The organism is Serratia sp. AXJ-M (genome assembly GCF_046531865.1).
GTDB classification, from domain to species: domain Bacteria; phylum Pseudomonadota; class Gammaproteobacteria; order Enterobacterales; family Enterobacteriaceae; genus Serratia; species Serratia liquefaciens.
In genome coordinates this window covers 2,084,957-2,108,057 of the sequence record NZ_CP059394.1, presented here as the reverse complement: position 1 = coordinate 2,108,057, position 23,101 = coordinate 2,084,957, and the positions used below count along the sequence as shown (strand labels likewise).

General features: G+C 56.3%; 19 protein-coding genes. 6 read left to right on the top strand and 13 right to left on the bottom strand.

The genetic code is table 11. From position 1 onward, the window contains the following. Positions 1-43 precede the first annotated feature (43 nt). Together H0S68_RS09885 and pepT are read right to left on the bottom strand one after the other, a co-directional pair. Positions 44-1,135, bottom strand: coding sequence for a malate/lactate/ureidoglycolate dehydrogenase (locus H0S68_RS09885; RefSeq protein ID WP_130015583.1), 1,092 nt, complete (start codon positions 1,133-1,135; stop codon positions 44-46). A gap of 85 nt (positions 1,136-1,220) precedes the next feature. Next, positions 1,221-2,450 (bottom strand): peptidase T, encoded by a 1,230-nt coding sequence (pepT, locus tag H0S68_RS09880; RefSeq protein ID WP_046375051.1) that lies wholly within the window; start codon positions 2,448-2,450, stop codon positions 1,221-1,223. 373 nt (positions 2,451-2,823) lie between these two features. Here pepT and H0S68_RS09875 point away from each other — a divergent pair, with 373 nt between their 5' ends. Together H0S68_RS09875 and H0S68_RS09870 are read left to right on the top strand one after the other, a co-directional pair. Beyond that, positions 2,824-4,383 (top strand): PTS transporter subunit EIIC, encoded by a 1,560-nt coding sequence (locus tag H0S68_RS09875; RefSeq protein ID WP_128864288.1) that lies wholly within the window; start codon positions 2,824-2,826, stop codon positions 4,381-4,383. 23 nt (positions 4,384-4,406) lie between these two features. Then, a complete protein-coding gene (locus H0S68_RS09870) occupies positions 4,407-5,792 on the top strand; it encodes a glycoside hydrolase (RefSeq protein ID WP_130015580.1) in 1,386 nt (461 codons plus the stop codon). 23 nt (positions 5,793-5,815) lie between these two features. On the opposite strand, the gene H0S68_RS09865 is transcribed toward H0S68_RS09870, so the two are convergent. From H0S68_RS09865 to H0S68_RS09835, 7 genes are all read right to left on the bottom strand, one after another. After that, complete coding sequence (locus H0S68_RS09865) at positions 5,816-6,529, bottom strand: MurR/RpiR family transcriptional regulator (protein ID WP_116690697.1); 714 nt, start codon at positions 6,527-6,529, stop codon at positions 5,816-5,818. 85 nt (positions 6,530-6,614) lie between these two features. Next, on the bottom strand, positions 6,615-7,451 hold the full coding sequence (gene cobB / locus H0S68_RS09860) for a Sir2 family NAD+-dependent deacetylase (RefSeq protein WP_048760671.1): 837 nt from the start codon (positions 7,449-7,451) through the stop codon (positions 6,615-6,617). A gap of 11 nt (positions 7,452-7,462) precedes the next feature. Beyond that, positions 7,463-8,383, bottom strand: a complete 921-nt coding sequence (gene nagK, locus H0S68_RS09855; protein ID WP_020826460.1) for an N-acetylglucosamine kinase — start codon at positions 8,381-8,383, stop codon at positions 7,463-7,465. A gap of 54 nt (positions 8,384-8,437) precedes the next feature. Continuing rightward, on the bottom strand, positions 8,438-9,685 hold the full coding sequence (gene lolE, locus H0S68_RS09850; RefSeq protein ID WP_174574092.1) for a lipoprotein-releasing ABC transporter permease subunit LolE: 1,248 nt from the start codon (positions 9,683-9,685) through the stop codon (positions 8,438-8,440). After that, positions 9,685-10,389: a lipoprotein-releasing ABC transporter ATP-binding protein LolD gene (gene lolD / locus H0S68_RS09845; protein ID WP_410529350.1), complete on the bottom strand. Its 705-nt coding sequence runs from the start codon at positions 10,387-10,389 to the stop codon at positions 9,685-9,687. The genes lolE and lolD overlap by 1 nt, the downstream gene beginning before the upstream one ends. Continuing rightward, entirely contained in the window at positions 10,382-11,584 is a 1,203-nt protein-coding gene (lolC, locus tag H0S68_RS09840; RefSeq protein ID WP_044549980.1) for a lipoprotein-releasing ABC transporter permease subunit LolC, read from the bottom strand. The genes lolD and lolC overlap by 8 nt, the downstream gene beginning before the upstream one ends. A gap of 117 nt (positions 11,585-11,701) precedes the next feature. After that, positions 11,702-12,343, bottom strand: a complete 642-nt coding sequence (locus tag H0S68_RS09835; RefSeq protein WP_048760668.1) for a transcriptional regulator — start codon at positions 12,341-12,343, stop codon at positions 11,702-11,704. Positions 12,344-12,428: 85 nt separating this feature from the next. Here H0S68_RS09835 and H0S68_RS09830 point away from each other — a divergent pair, with 85 nt between their 5' ends. Continuing rightward, positions 12,429-13,412 carry a threo-3-hydroxy-L-aspartate ammonia-lyase gene (locus tag H0S68_RS09830; RefSeq protein WP_116690699.1) on the top strand — a complete coding sequence of 328 codons (984 nt, stop codon included), beginning with the start codon at positions 12,429-12,431 and terminating at the stop codon, positions 13,410-13,412. A gap of 252 nt (positions 13,413-13,664) precedes the next feature. Continuing rightward, positions 13,665-17,144, top strand: a complete 3,480-nt coding sequence (mfd, locus tag H0S68_RS09825; protein WP_046373825.1) for a transcription-repair coupling factor — start codon at positions 13,665-13,667, stop codon at positions 17,142-17,144. 30 nt (positions 17,145-17,174) lie between these two features. Here mfd and H0S68_RS09820 read toward each other — a convergent pair whose 3' ends face one another. Further along, positions 17,175-18,275, bottom strand: coding sequence for a GGDEF domain-containing protein (locus H0S68_RS09820; protein ID WP_142815396.1), 1,101 nt, complete (start codon positions 18,273-18,275; stop codon positions 17,175-17,177). A gap of 198 nt (positions 18,276-18,473) precedes the next feature. Between H0S68_RS09820 and H0S68_RS09815 the strand changes: the two genes are divergently transcribed. Together H0S68_RS09815 and dauA are read left to right on the top strand one after the other, a co-directional pair. Then, a complete protein-coding gene (locus H0S68_RS09815; protein ID WP_116690702.1) occupies positions 18,474-18,959 on the top strand; it encodes a heme-degrading domain-containing protein in 486 nt (161 codons plus the stop codon). A 230-nt stretch (positions 18,960-19,189) separates the two neighbouring features. Further along, positions 19,190-20,878, top strand: coding sequence for a C4-dicarboxylic acid transporter DauA (gene dauA / locus H0S68_RS09810; protein WP_130015575.1), 1,689 nt, complete (start codon positions 19,190-19,192; stop codon positions 20,876-20,878). Between the two features lie 84 nt (positions 20,879-20,962). Here dauA and kdsA read toward each other — a convergent pair whose 3' ends face one another. From kdsA to H0S68_RS09795, 3 genes are all read right to left on the bottom strand, one after another. Next, positions 20,963-21,817, bottom strand: a complete 855-nt coding sequence (kdsA, locus tag H0S68_RS09805) for a 3-deoxy-8-phosphooctulonate synthase (protein ID WP_020826450.1) — start codon at positions 21,815-21,817, stop codon at positions 20,963-20,965. Positions 21,818-21,890: 73 nt separating this feature from the next. Then, positions 21,891-22,700 (bottom strand): invasion regulator SirB1, encoded by an 810-nt coding sequence (gene sirB1, locus H0S68_RS09800; protein ID WP_020826449.1) that lies wholly within the window; start codon positions 22,698-22,700, stop codon positions 21,891-21,893. Continuing rightward, positions 22,697-23,095, bottom strand: coding sequence for a SirB2 family protein (locus tag H0S68_RS09795; protein WP_046373829.1), 399 nt, complete (start codon positions 23,093-23,095; stop codon positions 22,697-22,699). The genes sirB1 and H0S68_RS09795 overlap by 4 nt, the downstream gene beginning before the upstream one ends. Positions 23,096-23,101 lie beyond the last annotated feature (6 nt).

Here is a 23,101-nt window from a genome sequence, read left to right as displayed (position 1 = left end):
CCTTTAGCGACCAGAGCCACCCGCGTTTCGGCGGGTGGCTTTTTTATGCCCGCAACGCCCTGGTCTGATAACCATCCAATTCGGCGTCCGACATGCCAGCCTGGATTGCCGCAGCACAGATCTGCCGCCAGGTGTTGTCGTCTATCGGGATCCCCTGCCGCAACCGCGCTTCACGGTTGGCATCTTCCCACTCACCCGGCACTTCAATCGGTTGGCCGTCACTTGGCGGTGAAGCCTTCACCCAATCGATAAAGGCCTCGGCCTCGGTTTGCATCTCTGGCGCGTCGAAGGCTTCCGGATTGAGGATGATGGTGGTCATGCAGTTGAAAATAGCATCGCTGTTGGATTTCACCGTCGCCGCATGAGTAGTGCGGCCACCGGACAGCGCACCGCCGAGGATTTCGCATAACGTGGCTAACGCATAACCCTTATGGGCACCGAAAGGCAGCAACGAGCCATACGGCTGTTCGTGCATCACCTTGGGTTCCGTCGTTGGCTGGCCGTGTTGGTCGATCAGATAACCCGGCGCGACGCTCAAACCTTTGTTGTAGGCCACGCGGGTTTTACCAAACGCGATACCGCTGGTGGCAAAATCCAGCAGCAACGGTTTTTTATCCTTACGGGGAAAAATAACGCAGAAGGGGTTGGTGCCGAAACGACGGTCACTGCCGCCGAACGGTGCCACCATAGGATCGCCCACCACATTGACGAAATGGATAGAGATAAAACCGGCTCGCGCACATTGCTCGGCCCAGTGACCAATGCGGCCAATGTGATGTGAGTTGTGCAACGCCACCGCAGCCAGCCCCAACTGCCGGGCGCGCTCTATGCCTTTTTCCATCGCCTCACAGGCGACGACCTGACCAAAACCCTGTCCGCCGTCCACCGTCAGCACCGCTCCGGCATCGCGCACCACTTTGGCATGAACGTTAAGCTGCAAATGCCCCTGTGCCAATGACGACATATAGCTGGGGATCATGCCTACGCCGTGGGAATCGTGCCCGGCCAGATTCGCCTGAACCAGGTGATCCGCCACCCGCGCGGCCTCCTGCTCGGTACTGCCGGCGTGGCGCCAAATAGCCTGCACAAACTGCTCAAGACACTGGCGATCGATACGGTGCTCGGTACTGCTCATGATACGGCTCCTTGTGCTGGAAATATATCCTACACTAGGAGCAAATCATTGTTACGGCAAGCAATTATACTCAATCTCATCGAGGTTATTTGGCGCGTTCGGCGGTCAGCGCAGCGATGCGCATAATAACCGAAACCGCCTGTTCCATCCCTTCCAGCGACACAAACTCATGCTTGCAGTGGTAGTTATATCCGCCGGTGAACAGATTTGGGCAAGGCAAGCCGCGAAACGACAGCTGAGCACCGTCGGTACCGCCGCGAATCGGTTTCATGATCGGTTCGATATCACAATCACGCATTGCCTGCTGTGCCAATGCAATCACATGCGGATGCTCTGCCACCTGTTCCCGCATGTTGTAATAGCTGTCTTCAATCGTAACTTCAATATAACAATCGCGCGGCAGACCTTTGCCCACCTGTTGAGCGACCTCTATCATCCGGCGTTTACGTGCCTCAAAACCCTCACGCTCAAAATCACGCAGGATGTACTGCATCTCGGCGCGTTCAACGCTCCCCTTAAAGCTGCTGAGGTGGTAGAACCCCTGATAGCCGCTGGTGGTTTCCGGGGTTTCATCCGCCGGTAACGCCTGCTGAATACGCGTCGCCAACGACAAGGCATTCACCATCACCCCTTTGGCGCTGCCCGGGTGGACATTGTTACCGACAATTTTCACCGTCACCGATGCTGCGTTGAAGTTTTCGCACTCCAACTCACCCACGCCGCCACCGTCCACGGTATAGGCCCATTCGGCATCGAACTGCGCCACGTCAAACAACCGCGCCCCTTTCCCCACCTCTTCATCCGGTGTAAAGGCTACGCGGATATCGCCGTGTGGAATGTTGCGCTGCTGCAGTCGCACCATGGCGGTCAGGATTTCGGCGATGCCCGCCTTGTCATCGGCACCGAGCAGCGTTTTACCGTCGGTGGTGATCAGCGTCTGCCCCAACATCTGGTGCAGGATCGGGAACATCACTGGCGACAGCACTTCATCACCAATGCCCAAGGCAATATCGCCGCCGCGGTAATTTTCGACGATCTGCGGGTTGACGTGCTTACCGGTAAAATCCGGTGAAGTATCCAGGTGGGCAATAAAGCCTATCGCCGGCACGGGCCAGGTAACGTTCCCCGGCAAGGTGCCCATCACACAGCCATGCTCACTGAGCGACACCCGTTCAAACCCCAGTTCAATCATTTCCTGCTGCAACGCACGCGCCAGCTTCAATTGCCCGTCGGTGCTCGGCACATGTTTGACGTTCGCTTTAGATTGCGTGTCGAATGAGACGTAGTTAAAAAAGCGATCAAGTAGTTTATCCATGGTATCCGCCCTCAGAATTTCGCGTTTCATTATGCGGAACCGATCGAGATCAAATATTGAGACAGGTCATTTTTAACCAGATTTAACGGAAATCATTAATTCTTGTGGTGTTTGATATTTCGCCTCGTCCTTTGGTACACCGTCCATCTTACCTTTCACTACCCCCCTTATGTGATCCTCTTCACGCCTGGTACCGGTTGTCAGTCATTGACCACCGGTACCTTTTTCCGGCGGCTGATTGCATCGCTAAATCATTCCACCTATAACTGGTTTAAGGCAGGGGTTGCCGCATTCAAAATCATTTTTATTTCGCCATACCAGGGAGTATTACCAGCAACGTCGTTATCCACTAAAATATAAAAAAGGAACTGCCATGAAAGATATTATTGATAATATCTTAAGCAAGCTGCAGATTTTCTCCAAAGCCATGATGGGGCCAATATTCTTTCTGCCGGTAATTGGTCTGATTCTGGCATTAAGTTCTATTCTCACCAATGCCACGCTGGTGAATGAAAACTCCGGCGTATTTCATATCGGCAAAATGATCGGTGATACCTTTTGGCCGCTGTTTGGTAATCTCGGGCTGATTTTTTGCATCGGTATTACCTACGGCCTGGCGAAGGATAAAAAAAGCGAAGCGGCGCTGGTTGCCGTGATGTGCTTTATTATGTTCCTGGGCGCCAACTCATCCTATCTGCAATTAAGCGGTCACATAGCGCAGAAAATCAATGGGGAATATTACGGCACCGGACAAACCGAACTGCTGGGCTTTACCGTGGTGGATATGGGCATTTTCCTCGGCCTGATCCTCGGTGTCACTATCGCCTGGGTGCACAACAGATTGTGTAACGTGGAGCTGAACGGCGTACTTTCCGTCTATGGCGGTTCCAAGCTGGTGCTAATCGCCATGACGCCGGTGATCATGCTGTATGCCGTCGGTTTCAGCTACCTTTGGCCGGCCATTTCACACGGGCTGATTTCCCTGACCGGCTTTATGAAAAGCTCAGGCTCGCTCGGGGTCTTCGTCTATGGCTTTTTCGAAAAATTCCTGATCCCCACCGGTCTGCATCATTTTATCTGGTCGCCGTTTCAGTTGACCAGCATCGGCGGTTCAATTGTACAAGACGGCCATACGGTGTCGGGCTCGCAGGCCATTTTCCTCGCTTATATGCGCGACCCGAGCATCTCCCCGCTGATGAACGAGGCACTGCGCTTTTCGCAACAGGGCATGGTGACCATTTTCGGCCTGTCAGGCGCTGCGTTGGCGTTCTATCACACCGCCAAACCGGAGAAAAAAGTGCTGGCCAAGGCGATATTGATCCCGGCCATCACCACTTCCATTCTGGTAGGCATAACCGAACCGATCGAGTTCACCTTCCTGTTTATCTCACCGTTGCTGTGGGTGATACACGCAGTGCTGACCGCGCTTTCGCAAGTTGCGTGTAACCTGTTCGACGTTCGACCCTGGGGTGCCAGCGGCCTGATCGAATTCCTGGTTTACAACCTGCCGTTACCGGTCGCCCTCACCCGCTGGCCGCTGTACGTGGTGATTGGTCTGGTGCAGTTCGCGGTGTATTACCTGGTGTTCAAAACCCTGGTGCTGAAGCTTAATTTAAAAACGCCGGGCCGTGAGGATGACGACGCAGTCAAGCTCTATTCCAAACAGGATTATCAGAACAGCAAAAATACACCCAATGAGTTAAGCGGGATTATTATTCGTGCCCTGGGTGGCAAAGAAAACATTATTTCCGTCGACAACTGCTTCACCCGATTACGCGTCGAACTAAAAGACATGCAATTAATTGATGAGGCCGCATTAAAAAGTACCGGAGCAAAAGGCGTGGTGAAAAGCCGGCGTGAAGTCCAGGTGATTTATGGTGTCACCGTCGGAAAAGTGAAGAGTCAGGTCGAAAAATATTTAGCAGCATTATAACTTTATTTATTGGGAGAAAATTCATGAAATTAACCGTTCTGGGCGGCGGTGGCGTACGCTCACCGTTCCTGGCCAAGTCCATTGCCTATAACGCCCACCGCATCGGCGTCACCGAAGTGGTGTTTATGGATACCGATCGGGAGAAATTGGCGGTCTACGGCGCCATCGCACAGGGTGTCTTCGAGCGTATCCGCAGCGACATCAGGTTCAGCCTGAGCAGCGACGCCCATCAGGCGCTGAGCGGAGCCGATTATATCATCACCACCCTGCGTATCGGCGGTGAAGAAGGCCGCATTCATGACGAACGTATCGCACTCAATCATCAGGTTCTGGGGCAAGAAACCACCGGTGCCGGCGGCTTTGCCATGGCGATGCGTTCTATTCCGGCCATAGTGGAATATTGTCGGCTCATAGAGCAGGTATCATCACCGGACGCGGTACTGTTCAACTTTACCAACCCTTCCGGCATGGTGACCGAAGCCATCATCAAATCCGGCTTCAAACGCAAGGTGTACGGCATATGCGACGCCCCCAGCGAGTTTATCCGTGAGCTGGCGGAACTGCTGGGCTGTCGTGAGTCCGAGCTTAGCGTCGACTGCTTTGGGCTAAATCACCTGTCATGGTTCCGCAATGTGCGGGTCAACGGTCTGGAGGTGAGCGAGCAACTGCTGGCCGATCCACGCCTGTACCGTGATACCTGCATGAAATATTTCTCGCCAGAGCTGGTCGCGCTGTCCGATAACCTGATGCTCAATGAGTATCTGTATTACTACTATTACCGGGAACAGGCGATTGCCGCCATCGTCGATGCCGGAGAAACCCGTGGCGAACAGATTGCGCTGATAAACCAGCAAATGCTGGCCGACCTAGCCAGGCTGGATATTGCCACGCAGCTGGAGCAGGCTTTCAGCGTCTATTTCGCTCACTATCTGACGCGGGAAAACTCCTACATGCAGCGCGAATCCAGCCAGGGTAAAGTCAAAGAGCGTGAGATGCTGACGCTGCAGCAGTTTATCGAACAGCCTGACAGTGGCGGTTATGCCGGGGTGGCAATAGACATTTTGGAGGCGGTAAACAACGGCCAGCAAAAACGCGTGGTGGTGTCGATGCAGAACAACGGGACGCTCGACTTCCTGCACCCGGAAGACGTGATTGAAATCAGCTGCGAACTCAGCAACGCGGGCATTCACCCGGTAAAAATGAATGATATTCCCGACACCCAGAAAAACCTGATCTCCCAGGTCAAAGAGTACGAACGCCTGGCGGTTGCCGCCATTCTGGAAGGGAATCGTCAGAAGGCCATCAAGGCGCTGATGGTGCATCCGCTGGTCAACTCTTACTCGCTGGCAAAAACGCTGGTTGAAGAGTACCTGCAGGCTCATCACCAGTATGCCAAGCATTGGCATTAAGCAGGGCTGAAACGGCGCAGGCCTCAACGGCTGCGCCGTTCAAACCAGGCTTTGATCAGGTTCTCAAACCCCAGCAGGCAGTGGCCGAAAAACGGGTTGGGATAGTAAATATCGTGGTCGTACTTTTGCCGATCCTCGTAAATAAAGGTCATATCGGCCTGCTGCGCCAGCGGGCTGTTTCCGTCGCCACAAAACGCCGCCAGCCGGATATTATTGCGTTTCACCGCGTCGCTCCAACTCAGCGCCGAGCTGCTGTTGCCCGATTTTGAAATCACAATCACCATATCAAACCGGAAACGCATCTCTCGATCGAGGATCTCGAAATCCGGCCACAGCGACAGGTAGCTGTCGATGCCCAGCGTCATAAATTTGTTGTACATGTACTGCGCCACCAGCTGCGAGAAACCGCTGCCGTGGATCAGGATTTTGCCGCTGTCGAGCAGATCAAGGAATTGGGTCTGCTGTTTTAAGCTGGCCGGTGCCGTCGGCTGCGGCTGCTCCTGAAAAGCCGGTGCCATCACCAGGTTGAACTTGATGAAATACACCAGTTCCAGATAGCCGCGAAAGCCCAGCTTTTTCGCCAACCGCACCAGGGTCGAGGGTGAACTGTGGCAACGAACGGAAACCGCACGGATACCCTCGTCAATGCAGGCGTCCGGGTTGTCGAAGATAGCGTTGAGGATGGTGAGATCCGTTTTGCTCAGATCCGCCTGGCTGAATACCTGCTTGAAATTCACCGTCGCCCCTGCTCATTTAACCAAAGAAAGGCCGGCGTCAAACGGCCGGCCAGTTACCCGAGTCAGACAGCGCATTGACCTGGGCTTAAGGCCTATCAGCCCTTTCAACTTTCCCTACCAGGAATTTGTGCACAAAACGTGGTACCACCGCGCTGGCCTGGCCGTAGTGTTTTTCATCAAACTGACTTTCCACCTGGCTGGGCTCCAGGTTGAGCTCCATGGTATGCGCCCCACCCAGCCGCGCTTCATGCACAAAGCCCGCCGCCGGATAAACGTGGCCCGAGGTGCCGATAGCGACAAAGAAGTCGGCCTTGGCCAGCGCCTGATAAATTTCATCCATGCCCAGCGGCATTTCGCCGAACCACACCACGTGTGGGCGCAACGGGGCCGGGAATTGGCAACAATGGCAGCGGTCGTCCACGCTAAGGTCTTCGGGCCAGTCAAAGACCTGCCCGGAGCTGGTGCAGCGTACTTTCAACAGCTCACCGTGCATATGCAACACCCGCGAGCTGCCTGCGCGCTCATGCAGGTTATCGATATTTTGCGTTACCAGCAGGAAGTTATCCCCCAACCACGCTTCCAGATCCGCCAGGGCACGATGCGCAGCGTTAGGCGCAATGTCCGACGATTGCAGCTGACGACGGCGTTCATTGTAAAACGCCTGTACCAGCTGTGGATCGCGCTGATAACCTTCCGGCGTAGCAACATCCTCCACGCTATGCTCTTCCCACAACCCGTCCGCCGCCCGGAAGGTACGAATACCCGACTCAGCCGAGATCCCGGCGCCGGTCAACACCACGACAAACGGCTTTTTCAGCTCGGCCGCCGCCATGGTATCGCGATGAAAAATCCGCGAACGAAAGCGCTGATGCAGCACATGCTTACTCTTGCGAAACTGACACAGCCGATGACGAGTGTGCATTAACTCTCTCCTTACTTTTCCCTGTTAACCAAATTGAGGAACGCCGCCCCGCGTACGCCACCGGCGTCCCCGTAACGGGCTTTTTCAATTCGTGGCAGCTTGGCCACGCGCAACACATGCGCCGGCAAACGCTGCGGTAACGCCTGGTAAATAGCGTCAAAATTCGACAAGCCACCGCCAATCACCACCAGATGCGGATCGATGATAGTCAGCAGATTGCCCAGGCATATCGCCAGGACGTCCATGAAACGTTCGACATGAGCCACCGCCTGCGGCTCACCTGCCTGATAATGCGCAATGATCTGCTGCGCAGGCAAGTGCTGCTGGTAAAAGTGGCCGTACATCCACTCAAAACCGCGGCCAGAAATGTAATTTTCGATGCAACCCTGATGACCGCACCCGCAAGGAACGCGAGGTATATCACGTCCCAACACCTCCAGCGCATCCACCGGCAGACGGAAATGACCAAATTCACCGGCGATATAGTTACGCCCGGAGAGCACCTTACCGTCGACGATTAGCCCGCCGCCTACCCCGGTACCGAGGATAATGCCCAGCACCGTCGGATAGCGACGAAACTCCTCGTCCCAGGCCTCCGACAGCGCAAAGCAGTTGGCGTCGTTATCGATGCGTACGTCACGGCCAATCAACTCGGCCAGGTCATGCGGCAAGCGCTGGCCCATCGCCGCCGGGACGTTGGCGGTGAAAACCGTACCGTCATCGTCGTTGGGCAGGCCGGGAATACCGATACCTACCATGCCTTTTTGGCCACAAAACGCATCCGCTTCAAACGTCAGATCGCGCAGCGTCGTCAGCAGTTGTCGATAATCCTCACGTGGCGTCGGCACCCTTTTTTGCCAGATACGCTGCAGATCTGCATCGAACACGCCCAGCTCAATCTTGGTGCCGCCCATATCGAAACCGTAGTACATAACCCACCCTCAGGCTAAAAAAAGGGGCGGCATCTCTGCCTCCCCTGATTTTCATTATTGTCCGCTCAACACTCGCGCCGGATCGATACGGCTGGCGCGCCTGGCCGGATACCAGCTGGCCAACAGGCTGAGCACCAGCGCGGTCACCAGTACAATCACCACGTCCAGCCAGTGCAGCTCAGAAGGCAGGAAGTCGATGAAGTAGATATCTCCCGACAGGAACGAATGCCCCATCAGCTTTTCCAAGCCTTTGATGATATTGGTCAGCTGCAGTGAGGCGATAACCCCGACCACCACGCCGCTGAGGCTACCCACCAGCCCGGCCAGCAGGCCGTACCAGATAAATATGGCGCGGATAAAACCGTCTTTGGCCCCCAAGGTGCGCAGTACGGCGATATCACCACTCTTGTCCTTCACCGCCATCACCAGCGTGGAGACAATGTTAAAACAGGCCACGCCGATCACCAGCACCATCGCCAAATACATAATCGCGCGGATCATCTGGATATCGCGGTACATATAGCCGTAGGTGCCGATCCAACTCTTGATATACACGTAGGAATTGGTGACTTCACCAGCGTCACGCACCAGCTTGTTGGCGGCAAACACGTCGTTAACCTTGATGGCAATACCTGTGACGCTGTCACCCATGTCCAGATACTGTTGGGCATCGGCCAGTGGCACCATAGCCAGACTGTGATCGAGCTGACCGCTGAGCTGCAAAATCCCGGTGACGTGTAAACGAATGCGCTTCGGTTGCAACAGCTTCATCTGCGGGTCGCTGTTGGGGATCATCACCGTCACATAGCTGCCCTGCTTGACGCCCAAAGCGTCGGCGACGCCCTTGCCGAGGATCACCTGTTGCTCACCGCTTTTGAAATTGTCCCAGGCGTCGCCCTGCACATATTTCGGCAGTGCGCTAAGCTGGTTTTCCTGCTGAGGATCCACCCCTTTCACCCCGACCGCCCGCAGCTGTGCGCCGTTTTCCATCAGGCCGGTAAAGTTGATGTAGGGAGCGGCGGCCAAAATACCGGGCACTTTTTCCACCCGTTGCAAAATTGACGACCAGTCTTTGAACGGCTGCTTAACCGGCTCTATTTCACCGTGCGGCACCACCGCCAAAATGCGATTTTTCAGCTCGCGCTCAAAACCGTTCATGGCGCTCAGGCCGACGATCAGCACCGCCACGCCCAGCGCGATACCTATGGTGGAAATCACCGAGATCAGCGACACCATGCCGCCGCGCTTGCGCCCACGGCTGAAGCGCAGGGCCGTCAGAAACGAAAGTGACGCTCCCGCCATTACTCAGCCCCCAACAGCGTCAACTGGGCCTGCAGATGGCCATCGGCCATTTCCAACTGGCGGCTGAGGCGCTTGGCCAACTGCAAGTCATGAGTGACCACCAGAAACGCAGTGCCCTGGCGCACGTTCAATTCGCCGAGCAGATCGAAAATGCTGTCGGCAGTGCGTTTATCGAGGTTACCGGTAGGTTCGTCCGCCAATACCAGCGACGGGTTATTGACCAGCGCACGGGCAATCGCCACGCGCTGACGCTCACCGCCGGAGAGTTCTGACGGCCGGTGCTTGCTGCGCTTTGCCAGCCCGACCGCCGTCAGCATTTCCAGCGCCTTTTCCTGCGCCTGCGCCGGTTTCATCCCGCCGATCAGCAAAGGCATCGCGGCGTTTTCCAGCGCGGTAAAGTCAGGCAACAGATGATGGAACTGGTAGATAAAGCCCAACTGGCGGTTACGCAGCTCCGCCTTGGCGGCCGATGACAGGGTATTCAGAGACTGCCCTTTGTAAATCACCTCGCCGGAGGTTGGTGAGTCCAGCCCACCCAGCAGATGCAGCAAGGTACTTTTACCGGAACCCGAGCTGCCGACAATCGCCATCATCTCGCCCGGCTGCATGGCAAAGCTGACATTGCGCAGTACGTCGGTATGCAGGTTACCTTCCTTATAGGTCTTGCACAGGTTGTCGCACTGCAACAAAAGATGGTTACTCATAACGTAAAGCCTCAGCGGGTTGTACGGCGGCAGCGCGCCATGAAGGGTAAAGCGTGGACAACAGAGACACCGCCATCGCCGCTACGGCGATAATCGTCACCTGTAGCGGATCCACCGCCACCGGCAGCGATGCGCCGTCAATCAAAGCGCCGAGGATCGGCATCAGGTTATTCAGGTTGCTGGCCAGCAACACGCCCAACAGCGTACCGAGCAGCGAGCCGATAATGCCGGCGCTGGCGCCTTGCACCATAAATACCGACATGATCTGTCGACGCGTCAGGCCCTGGGTCTGCAGAATGGCAACTTCGCCCTGCTTCTCCATCACCAGCAGGCCGAGTGAAGTGATGATGTTAAAGGCCGCGACGGCCACGATCAGGCTAAGCAAAAGCCCCATCATGTTTTTCTCCATACGCACTGCCTGGAACAGCTCGCCCTTGCGCTCGCGCCAGTCTTTCCACTCGGTGCCCTGCGGCAATTTCTGTTGGCTGAGAGTATCGACCGTCAGCGGCTGCTGCAGGAACAGGCGCCATCCGGTGATATTGCCCGCCGGGTAGCGTAGCAGACGTGAGGCATCCTGCTGATTGACCAGCATCTGGGTGCCGTCCACTTCGCTGTTGGCATGGAAGGTGCCGACCACGGTAAACAGGCGTTGAATAGGGATGCGGCCCATCGGCGTGAACTGGCTGGCGCTGGGCACCATCACCCGCAGCGGATCGCCGCGTTTAACGCCAAGTTGCCCGGCCAACTGCTCGCCGATAATGATGTTGTACTGGCCCGGCTGCAACAGCTGCTGCTTGACGTTGACCAGGAACGGCGTCAAAGGATCGGCTTCGTCCGGATTGACCCCCAACATCACGCCGACCGCCACGCTGCGAGCGCTTTGCAGCACTACGTCACCGGTGGTCAGTGGCGCTACGCGGCTAACGCCCTGCAGGCTTTGTACCGCCGATGCCGGGATCTGCTGAGGGTTGATCGAGCCCTGTGGGCTGGTGATCAACGCCTGCGGCATCAGACCGAGTATGTTGTTTTCCAGATCCTTTTCAAAACCGTTCATCACCGACAAGACGGTGACCAACGCCATCACCCCCAGCGTAATGCCGATGGTGGAAAGCCAGGAAACAAACCGTCCGAAGCGGTCTGATGCCCGCCCGCGCATGTAGCGCAGGCCAATGAATAACGCGACAGGTTGATACATGAAATCCGTTTTGTTGCCGTAGCTTAAGCAAAGTGATCAAGGATAATAAAGGCTATACCCCGTTTAGGGAACCACCCTGACGCCTTTTATTCCGTCGATCGCGCCAGCAGCAGCACGTCACCCGGCATCGCGCTTTAACAGGTTGTAAACCGACACCCGGGAAATCCCCAGCGCCTCCGCCGCCATGGTGGCTGCCCCGCGCAGTTGCAGATAGCCCTGCTGCTTTAGTTGCTGGATCACCTGAACACGCTGCTCAGACGTAAGCGCGCGCGGTGCAGTGGCATGCGAAGCGGCAAAGTTGTTGATCACTGAAGCAATGTCGGACAGTGAGCGAGCCCCTTCATCCGCCGCCTGCGGCGTGCTCTGTACCACCGCGGTCAGTTGTTGCAGGATGGCGTTGACGCTGTTGAAGATTGAAACGTCCAGGTTAAGGCAGATTGCCGCCACGTAGACCCCCTGGCTGTTGCGCAGACCAATGGAGGTGCTCTTGGCCGGACGCCCATCCGGGAACGCATTGGCATAGTTTTGCACCACGTCCGGAAAATCCGGCGAGGCAATACGCTCAAGCCCCATTTCACTGGCGGCATCGCCGATACTGCGGTTCGACAGGTTATTGGCGATGCTGACGATGGCATGATTCGGTTGCGTCAGATCGTGCAATACCACTTCACAGCTGGGCGCAAACATCGCGCCCAGTGCCTGAACAATTTTTTCCGCTTCGCGCAACAGCAGCGCATTTTCCTGCCTGAGATCGCTCATAAACTTAACCATTTGACAATAACTTTACAAAGAGTAAATTAAAATAATCGGGTAATCAATCAACCTTTCACCAGACGAGGTCGCCATGAGTTCAACGCCCCACTGCATCACCGCCGCCGATATCTCTACCGCCGCCGAAATCCTGGCAGGACATGCCCTGCGCACACCGGTCATGACCTCGCAGCAGGCCGACAACATCGCCGGGGCGCAGCTGTTCTTCAAGTGCGAAAACTTCCAGCGTGTAGGCGCCTTCAAGTTTCGTGGCGCGTACAATTCTATTGCTCAATTGAGCCCGGCGCAGCGCCAGGCTGGCGTGATTGCCTTCTCTTCCGGCAACCATGCGCAGGCAATGGCATTGGCGGCACGGGAACTGGGGGTCAAGGTGACCATCGTGATGCCGCACGACGCACCGGCAACCAAGCTGGCAGCAACGCGCGGCTACGGCGCCAACGTCGTGATTTATCAGCGTCACAGTGAAGACCGTGCTGCCATAACTCAACGGCTGGCAGCAGAACAGGGGCTGACGATAGTGCCGCCTTATGATTACCCGCAGGTCATCGCCGGCCAAGGCACCGCTACCAAAGAGTTGATTGAGGAAGTCGGGCCGCTGGACGTTTTGTTGGTGTGCACCGGCGGCGGTGGTTTGCTGGCGGGCAGCGCGGTGGCGGCACACCACTGGTCGCCCGGGTGCCGCGTTTTCGGCGTTGAACCACAGGCCGGTAACGACGTTCAGCTGGCGTTCCGTAGCGGCCAGCCGGTCCAGATCCCGGTGCCAAAAACCATCGCCGACGGTGCGCAAACGCAGCAGGTGGGCACGTTGACGTTCCCGATCATTCAACAGTATGTAGAAGATATTTTAACGGTCAGCGACCAGCAGCTGTGCCGACAGATGCGTTTCTTTATGGAGCGGATGAAAATGGTGGTCGAGCCCACAGGCTGCCTGGCCGCGGCGGCGGCGATGAATTCACTGCTCGACCTGCGGGGCAAAAAGGTCGGGGTGATCGTCAGCGGCGGCAACGTCGACGTTGATAAAATCGCCGACTATCTTGCCATGGGCGCGCAGGAATAACGCCGCATTACGGGCACCACAACCTTCAATCTCTGGCCTATGGCTAAGTCATCGGGGCGAATTTATTCGCCCGCCAACGTTACTGGAGCGACTAATCTGCCTGCAGTACATTTGAAAGTCGCCGCTTGAAAGACGACGGGTTTCGCGCTTTTACCTATGTCAGTTTATGGCTCAGTGGGCTAGTATTACCGGGTAAAGGCGCGTTGTAATCTGTGCCGGGCGAAATTTAACACATTGATTAAAGATACCTTAATGAGCACCTCCGATAACCCTAACCGTTCTTCATCGTCATCCTCCCGTTATTCCCTGCCTGAACGCGCGGGCGATTTGCGCCAGTTGGGGCAGCTGACCGGCTCGGCCTGCGCCGTGGAGTGCGCCGAGATCGTCGAACGTCATAACGGGCCGGTGATGCTGATCGCCCCGGACATGCAAAATGCCCTGCGGCTGCGCGATGAAATTCAGCAGTTTACCGACCAGATGGTAACCACGCTGTCCGACTGGGAAACCCTGCCTTACGACAGCTTCTCGCCGCATCAGGAAATCATCTCTGCCCGTCTGTCGAGCCTGTACCATCTGCCGACCATGGCCCGTGGCGTAATTATTCTGCCGGTCAATACCTTAATGCAGCGCGTTTGCCCGCACGAGTTTCTGCACGGCCACGCGCTGGTGATGAAAAAAGGCCAGCGCCTGTCACGCGACAAACTGCGCGCCCAACTGGAACAGGCCGGCTACCGCAGCGTCGATCAGGTGATGGAGCACGGTGAGTTCGCCACCCGCGGCGCGCTGCTCGACCTGTTCCCCATGGGCAGCGAAGAACCTTACCGCATCGATTTCTTCGACGATGAGATCGACAGCCTGCGCACCTTTGATGTCGACAACCAGCGTACGCTGAACGAAGTCGAGGCCATCAATCTGCTGCCGGCCCATGAATTCCCTACCGACAAAAACGCCATCGAACTGTTCCGCAGCCAGTGGCGCGAGCAGTTTGAGGTGCGCCGCGACGCCGAACATATTTATCAGCAGGTCAGCAAAGGCACCTGGCCGGCCGGTATCGAATACTGGCAACCGCTGTTCTTCAGCCAACCGCTGCCGTCACTGTTCAGCTACCTGCCGGAGAACACGCTGATCGTCAATACCGGCAATCTGGAAAACGCAGCCGATCGTTTCTGGCTGGACGTTAACCAACGCTACGAGAGCCGCCGGGTCGATCCTATGCGCCCACTGCTGGCGCCGCCAAGCCTGTGGCTGCGGGTTGACGAGCTGTTTAGCGAATTGAAAGCCTGGCCACGTATGGCGCTGAAAACCGAAGAGCTGCCCGCCAAAGCCGGCAACACCAATCTGGATTATCGCACCCTGCCTGATCTGGCGGTGCAAGCCCAACAGAAAGCGCCGCTGGACAACCTGCGTCGTTTTACTGAAAGCTTCGACGGCAGCATCATTTTCTCGGTGGAAAGCGAAGGCCGCCGTGAAACGCTGCAGGATTTGCTCGGCCGCATCAAGCTCAGCACCGCCTTGATCCAGCATCTCGATCAGGCCGAGCCGGCGGGTCGCTACATGATGGTCGGCGCCTCCGAACGCGGCTTCCTCGACGGCATGCGCAACCGGGCGCTGATCTGCGAAAGCGATCTGCTCGGCGAACGCGTTAGCCGCCGTCGCCAGGACAACCGTCGCACCATTAATACCGATGTGCTGATCCGCAACCTGGCGGAGCTGCACCCTGGCCAGCCTGTGGTGCACCTGGAGCACGGCGTCGGGCGTTACGTTGGCCTGACCACGCTGGAAGCCGGCGGCATCAAGGCCGAATACCTGATCCTGGCCTACGCCGGCGAAGACAAACTCTACGTGCCGGTCTCTTCATTGCATCTGATCAGCCGCTACGCCGGCGGTGCGGACGAAAACGCCCCGCTGCACAAGTTGGGTGGAGACGCCTGGACGCGCGCACGGCAAAAAGCCGCCGAACGGGTGCGGGACGTTGCGGCGGAACTGCTGGATATTTACGCACAGCGCGCGGCCAAAACCGGCTTCGCCTTTAAACATAACCGTGAGCAGTATCAGCTGTTCTGCCAAAGTTTCCCGTTTGAAACCACCCCAGATCAAGAGCAGGCAATCAACGCCGTGCTGAGCGACATGTGCCAACCCCTGGCCATGGATCGTCTGGTCTGTGGCGACGTCGGCTTCGGCAAAACCGAAGTGGCGATGCGTGCCGCCTTCCTGGCGGTAGAAAACGGCAAGCAGGTGGCGGTGTTGGTGCCAACCACCCTGCTGGCGCAGCAGCATTTTGACAACTTCCGCGACCGCTTCGCCACCTGGCCGATCCGCATCGAAATGATGTCACGTTTCCGTAGCGCCAAAGAGCAGCAACAGGTGATGGACGATGCCGTCGACGGTAAGGTAGACATCATCATCGGTACCCACAAACTGCTGCAGAGCGATCTGCGCTGGAAAGATTTGGGGCTGCTGATCGTCGATGAAGAACACCGCTTCGGCGTTCGCCACAAAGAGCGCATCAAGGCGATGCGTGCCGATGTGGATATTCTGACGCTCACCGCGACGCCAATCCCGCGTACGTTGAATATGGCGATGAGCGGCATGCGTGACCTGTCGATTATCGCTACCCCACCGGCGCGTCGTTTGGCGGTGAAAACCTTCGTGCGCGAATACGACAGCCTGGTGGTGCGCGAGGCTATCCTGCGTGAAGTGCTGCGCGGCGGTCAGGTTTATTATCTGTATAACGACGTGGAAAATATCGAGAAGGCGGCGGAAAAACTGGCTGAGCTGGTGCCAGAAGCGCGTATAGCAATTGGCCACGGCCAGATGCGCGAACGCGATTTGGAACGGGTGATGAACGATTTCCACCACCAGCGCTTTAACGTACTGGTCTGTACCACCATTATCGAAACCGGTATCGATATTCCCAGCGCCAATACCATTATCATCGAACGCGCCGATCGTTTCGGGCTGGCGCAACTGCATCAGTTACGCGGTCGTGTCGGACGTTCTCACCATCAGGCCTATGCTTATTTGCTGACGCCAAATCCGAAAGCCATGAGCACCGACGCGCATAAGCGGCTGGAGGCCATCGCGTCGCTGGAAGACCTGGGCGCCGGTTTTGCCCTGGCTACCCACGATCTGGAGATCCGCGGCGCGGGCGAATTGCTGGGTGAAGATCAGAGCGGCCAGATGACCACCGTCGGCTTTTCGCTGTACATGGAACTGTTGGAAAGCGCGGTGGATGCACTCAAACACGGGCGCGAACCTTCGCTGGAAGATCTTACCAGCAACCAGACCGAGGTGGAGCTGCGCATGCCGGCCCTGCTGCCAGATGACTATATCCCAGACGTCAACACGCGCCTGTCGTTCTACAAACGCATCGCCAGCGCGAAAAACGACGCCGAGCTGGAAGAGTTGAAAGTGGAGTTGATCGACCGTTTCGGCCTGCTGCCTGATGCGGCGCGCAACCTGCTGCAAAGTGCGGCGCTGCGTCAACATGCACAAAAGCTGGGGATCAAGCGCATCGAAGGTAATGAGCGCGGTGGTTTTATCGAGTTTGGTGAGAAGAATCGGGTCGATCCGGGCTATTTGATTGGCCTGTTGCAAAGCAACCCGCAGATCTATCGCCTGGATGGGCCGACCAAGCTGAAGTTTATGCTGGACCTGACCGACCGCCAGAAACGCCTTAAGTTTACCGAGGAACTGCTGACCGCATTCCGCGAACATACTCTGGCGGCCTGACCTATCCCCCTCCTGAACCTTCAGGAGGGGTTATTCCTGCCGAAAACCAGCACCCAGCGGGGCAAGCTGCATCAGCCTGCTGCAGACCACCCGATTTTTCCCCTGCCGCTTGGCGTCATACAGCGCCTCATCCGTGACCTCTATTGCCTTGTCCAACGCCATGCCGGGCAGGTATAACGACGCACCGATAGAAACCGTGATACGTGCCTCGACGTCTTCATCCAGCAAAAATAACGTCGTTTCCACGCTGCGTCGTATGCGCTCCGCCACACCGCCAATCACCGTCGGATCATAACTGGCGGTGATCACGATAAATTCCTCACCGCCATAACGACCGACGAAATCCTCACTGCGCACGCTGCTTTGCAACAGTTGTCCGACGCGAGCCAGCAGCAGGTCGCCGGCCAAATGGCCGTAGGTGTCGTTGATTCGTTTGAAATTATCCAGATCGAGGATCATCAACCCGCAGGGGCTGCGCTCCGCCTGCTGCTGGATGAGTCGATAGTCTACACTGGCGCGATTATTGATATGGGTGAGGCTGTCGGTGGTGGCTTTATCACGCATAGAGAAATAAGCGTGGATATGGCGCTCTTTGAAATTCAGCCCGTGGAAGCATATTGCCAGACACAGGGCCGAGACCGCCTGATACAACAACACATCTCCCCATAGCGCGCGTATATCTGCCAATAACCAGACCACTCCGATACGGTACAGCGCAATGATGCCAATGGTGAGATAAAACACCCGATTCGACTTTCTCAACCACACACGCGACAACAGCAATGGAATGATGATCGAGCCGATAAACAGATTATCGACGGTCAAGCCTCCCGTAAATACCAGCGACATCAGGTAGCAGACCAGTCCACTGACCGCCCCGCCATAAAAGGTCACCAGTATCATCGGGATCATGGCAAAGCTGAAATGCAGGTAACCGCTCAACTCCAGCCGGTCCTGATTGAGAAACAGCACCGCCAGCCCGGCAAGCAGGCCAAAGACTATACGCCTCCATCCTTCGGACTGATAAGAAAAAGGCGCATTTTTACTGAGGGCAAAATAGCTGACGGACAGCGTGGCATAGGTAATGCAGGCGTCACTATACAGGGTGGGTATTGACGCGACGTAAGTCATAAATATTCGATAGGCTCCACGGAATCGACAGGGGGATTTAGCGACGAATTTTGAGCATTCCCTGTCTCATCCATTTCGGCATCGTACATATTATTACTCAGGTTAATAATAGATTAGCAGTTCTATGTTATTTCCAAGGTATCTATCCCATAAATTCTGTTCAGGATAATCTGTTGGCAACCAATAAAGGGGGCGACCATGAATATCGATGATGACTTGCATGTGCTTAGCGAACAAGAAACCGCGTTGACCTTCAGCCATTTTGACCATAACACCGCCTGGGAGCTGGGCTCTGCATTGAAATCAGCGGCCGAACAGCGCCGCCTGTCGATCGCCATTGAGATCCAGCTCGCGGGGCAAACGCTGTTTTATTACGCCATGCCCGGCACTACCCCCGATATCGCCGATTGGGTACGGCGCAAACGCAATGTGGTGAAGCACTTCCACAAGAGCTCTTACGCGATTGGCCTGCGCCTGCAGCAACGACAATCGACTCTGGAAGAACGCTATGGCCTGAGCGTCAGCGATTACTCGGCACACGGTGGCGCCTTCCCGATCAATCTTGGTGGCGTGGGCTGCATCGGCACCATCAGCATTTCCGGCTCACCCCAGTTGGAAGATCACAATCTGTTGGTCGGCACCCTGGCACATTTTCTCGGATTATCCCTACCGGCGGTTCACTAAGCGGTATAACCTGGCCTATTCTTTCTGCGCAGGCCGCCTGACCCGCGGCCTGTCTGTAACTTGTCATTTATCCCGTCCCTGAAAGAGTATAAGTCTGATTTTCCGAAGTGCATTGATGTATATCTAGGAATCGCCGTCACAACAGGCGTATGGTGTCTATCAGCTATTCGAGACGGACCGCATCCGGCCCGCCATTCCGTTCTCTTTTATAGACTTGGTTTACACCTCAGATGAAAACGCATGAAATTAACGGCATCAGGCCGTTCAGCGCGCTGATTGATGCCTGTTGGCGAGATCCTTATTCCCTGCAACGCCTGCTAAAAGATGCCATCGCCGGCGTCACCGTCGGTATTATCGCCATCCCGTTGGCAATGGCACTGGCAATTGCCAGCGGCGTTCCCCCCCAATATGGACTCTATACGTCGGCGGTTGCCGGGATTGTCATTGCCATCAGCGGCGGCTCGCGCTACAGCGTCTCCGGGCCTACCGCCGCGTTTGTGGTGATCCTCTATCCGGTGTCGCAGCAGTTCGGCCTTTCAGGCCTGCTGATCGCCACCCTGCTTTCCGGACTGTTTTTGGTCATCATGGGACTGGCGCGTTTCGGCCGCCTGATTGAGTACATTCCCCTGTCGGTGACGCTGGGCTTTACCTCCGGTATCGCCATCACCATTGCTACCATGCAGGTGAAGGATTTCTTTGGCCTGCAAATGGCGGTGGTGCCGGAACACTATGTGGGTAAGGTTTACGCCCTGCTGCAGGCGCTGCCGACGCTGGACGTCGGCGACACCCTGATCGGCGCAGTGACCCTATTGATCCTTATCTTCTGGCCCAAGCTCGGCCTGCGGGTACCGGGCCATTTACCCGCACTGCTGGCGGGTACCGCGGTTATGGGTATTCTGGCGCTGTTTGACCACCCGGTTGCGACCATCGGCTCGCGATTCAGCTATCTGCTGGCCGACGGCACCCACGGCCAGGGCATACCGCCCATTCTGCCGCAGCTGATGCTGCCGTGGGATTTACCGGCCGGTGACGGCAAGCCGATGGCGCTGAGCTGGCAAACACTCTCCGCCCTGCTGCCGGCTGCCTTCTCCATGGCGATGCTCGGGGCCATAGAATCCCTGCTGTGCGCGGTAGTACTGGACGGGATGACCGGCAAGAAGCACAACTCCAATACCGAACTTATCGGCCAGGGTGCGGGCAACATCATTGCGCCTTTCTTCGGCGGCATTACCGCCACCGCGGCCATTGCGCGCTCTGCCGCCAACGTACGCGCCGGTGCCACCTCCCCGGTCTCGGCCATCATCCATGCGTTGTTGGTACTGCTGGCGTTACTGGTGCTGGCGCCGTGGTTGTCCTGGCTGCCGCTGGCTGCAATGGCGTCGCTGTTGCTGATGGTGGCCTGGAATATGAGCGAGGCGCACAAGGTGGTTTATCTGCTGCGGCGAGCGCCGAAAGACGACATTCTGGTGATGCTGCTGTGCATGTCGCTAACGGTGCTGTTCGATATGGTGATCGCCATTACCGTAGGCATTGTACTGGCCTCGCTGCTGTTTATGCGCCGCATTGCGCGCATGACGCGCCTGAGCGAACTGAGTGCCGACAACGGCCGATTGGTGCTGCGGGTGAATGGCCCGCTGTTCTTCGCCGCCGCCGAGCGTATTTTTAACGAGCTACTGGTGCGCAGCGAAAGTTATGACGTGATCGTCTTGCAGTGGGATGCGGTGCCGGTATTGGATGCCGGGGGACTGGATGCCTTGCAACGCTTTATCGAAGCCCTGCCGGCCGGCAAACAGTTGGCAATCACCGACATGCCTTTCCAGCCGTTGAAAACGCTGGCAAGGGCACGGATACAGCCGATTGAGGGGAAACTGCATTTCTACGCGACGCTGCCTGAAGCGCTTGCAGCGCTCGATGCCTGAAAAACAAAAAGCCCGACGAATCGGGCTTTAAACCATAGCGGGCGCAGTATGCTGCGCCCCTACAAATAACAGCTGTGAAAATGTTTAGTTGCTGGTGTCCAGCTCTGGGAAGCTCTTCACCAGGTCGTCGATGGCTTTCATCTGCACCAGGAACGGCTCCAGCTTGTCCAGCGGCAACGCGGACGGGCCGTCACATTTGGCGCTGTTTGGCTCTGGGTGCGCTTCGATGAACAGACCTGCCAGGCCAACCGCCATACCGGCACGCGCCAGTTCGGCAACCTGCGCCCGACGGCCGCCAGAAGCTGCGCCGAAGGGATCGCGAGTCTGCAGAGCATGGGTCACGTCAAAGATCACCGGATGGCCGCCCGTCACGTTTTTCATAACGTTGATGCCAAGCATGTCGACCACCAGGTTATCGTAACCAAAGTTACTGCCGCGATCGCACAGGATCACCTGATCGTTACCGCCTTCCTTGAATTTGTCGACGATATTGCCCATTTGGCCCGGGCTGACGAACTGTGGCTTCTTGACGTTGATCACCGCACCGGTTTTCGCCATCGCTTCCACCAGATCGGTCTGACGCGCCAGGAATGCAGGCAGTTGGATCACGTCAACCACTTCGGACACCGGCTGAGCCTGTGACGCTTCGTGAACGTCGGTGATGATTTTCACGCCGAAGGTTTTTTTGATTTCTTCGAAGATCTTCATCCCCTCTTCCAGGCCTGGGCCGCGGTAGGAGTGGATAGAAGAACGGTTGGCTTTGTCAAAGGAGGCTTTGAAAACGTAAGGGATGCCCAGTTTTTGCGTCACGGTGACGTAGTGTTCACAGATGCGCATCGCCAGATCGCGCGATTCCAGCACGTTCATACCGCCAAACAGCACAAATGGCAGGTCGTTCGCTACGTCAATGTCACCAATGCTAACCACTTTCTGTTTCATGCTTTCGCCTTTATTGAAGTTACCCGTCGTGCCGCAAGCCTTGGCCTGTCGCGTACAGGGCATAGTAAATGAATTAATGCAGCGTGACCTGTTTCGGTTCAATCGAGTGGATCTGTACCTTGATCACTTCGCTGACCGGGTCTTCAGGACACTGTTCGACAAAATAGTTAAGATCGGAAATCGCGATATGGTTGCATTCCAACTGGGCGTAAATCAGCCCGCGGTCACGGATTTCGTAAGGGTCTTCCGGATCGAAGCACAACACCGTTTCGCTGGCGCGCAGCGCCATTTCCATCTGTTTTTCTTCCATCAGGGCGGCTTTGAGCGTATCCAACATCTTACGCACCACCATGACGTTTTCTGACTCATCGAGATCGTCGTCTTCCAGTTCGGCGCCCAGACCCAGGTTGCCCTTGATCCACACTTCCAACTGGTGTTCGTTCAGCGTCTCGCCGTTCAATGGATTGATCAACCACATCTCTTCATCCAGCCAGTCTGCCCGCAGGATCAGTTGAGTGGGGAAAATAACCGGCAGCAGCGGTAAATCCAGATGAGCGGCGATATGAAGGAAAATGGTGCCGAGCGAAACCGGCGTGCCCTGACGACCTTCCAGCACCTTGTCGAGCCAAATAGCGTCGGACAGGCGATACACGCCGCTGGCGCCGCCAAAACCCCAGGTTTTGAAGAACAATTCAATGAGTGCGTCCAGTTGCTGTTCCTGGCTGAGATCCTGCGGCACGGCCGCACGCGCTTCGTCGACCAGCTGTTGCAGCTTGCGTTCGACCTCAGCGGCGGGGAAATCACGCCGCACGGACTGCGATACCAGGATCACGCCCTCGCTCAGCAGCGAGGTGTTAAATTCAAAATCAGCAATACTACTCATAAGTATCCCATCAGAAAGGGTATTTTCGTCGTGGCAAGTTTAATTATCAGGTACAAACAGCCCAATGCCAGCACAAACGCCAGTGTGCGCAGGTTCTGGTTTTTGGTCTTCTTGCCCAATGCGACGTAGCCAAGCAGGATATAGATAATAACGCCAAACAGCTTCTCGGTCAGCCACGAGTCCATACCCAACAGCGGATATAACTTGAACATCACCACCAGCGCGATGCCGCTGACGAACAACACCGTATCATTTATATGCGGGGTTATCTTCACCCAACGTTTGTTCATCATAGCCGAATTGCGCCATTTCCAGAAGAAACGCAATACAAACAAGACAATACTGATGGTGACCGTCAACAAATGCAGATGTTTTAACGCCGAGTAGACTGCCATATCGCT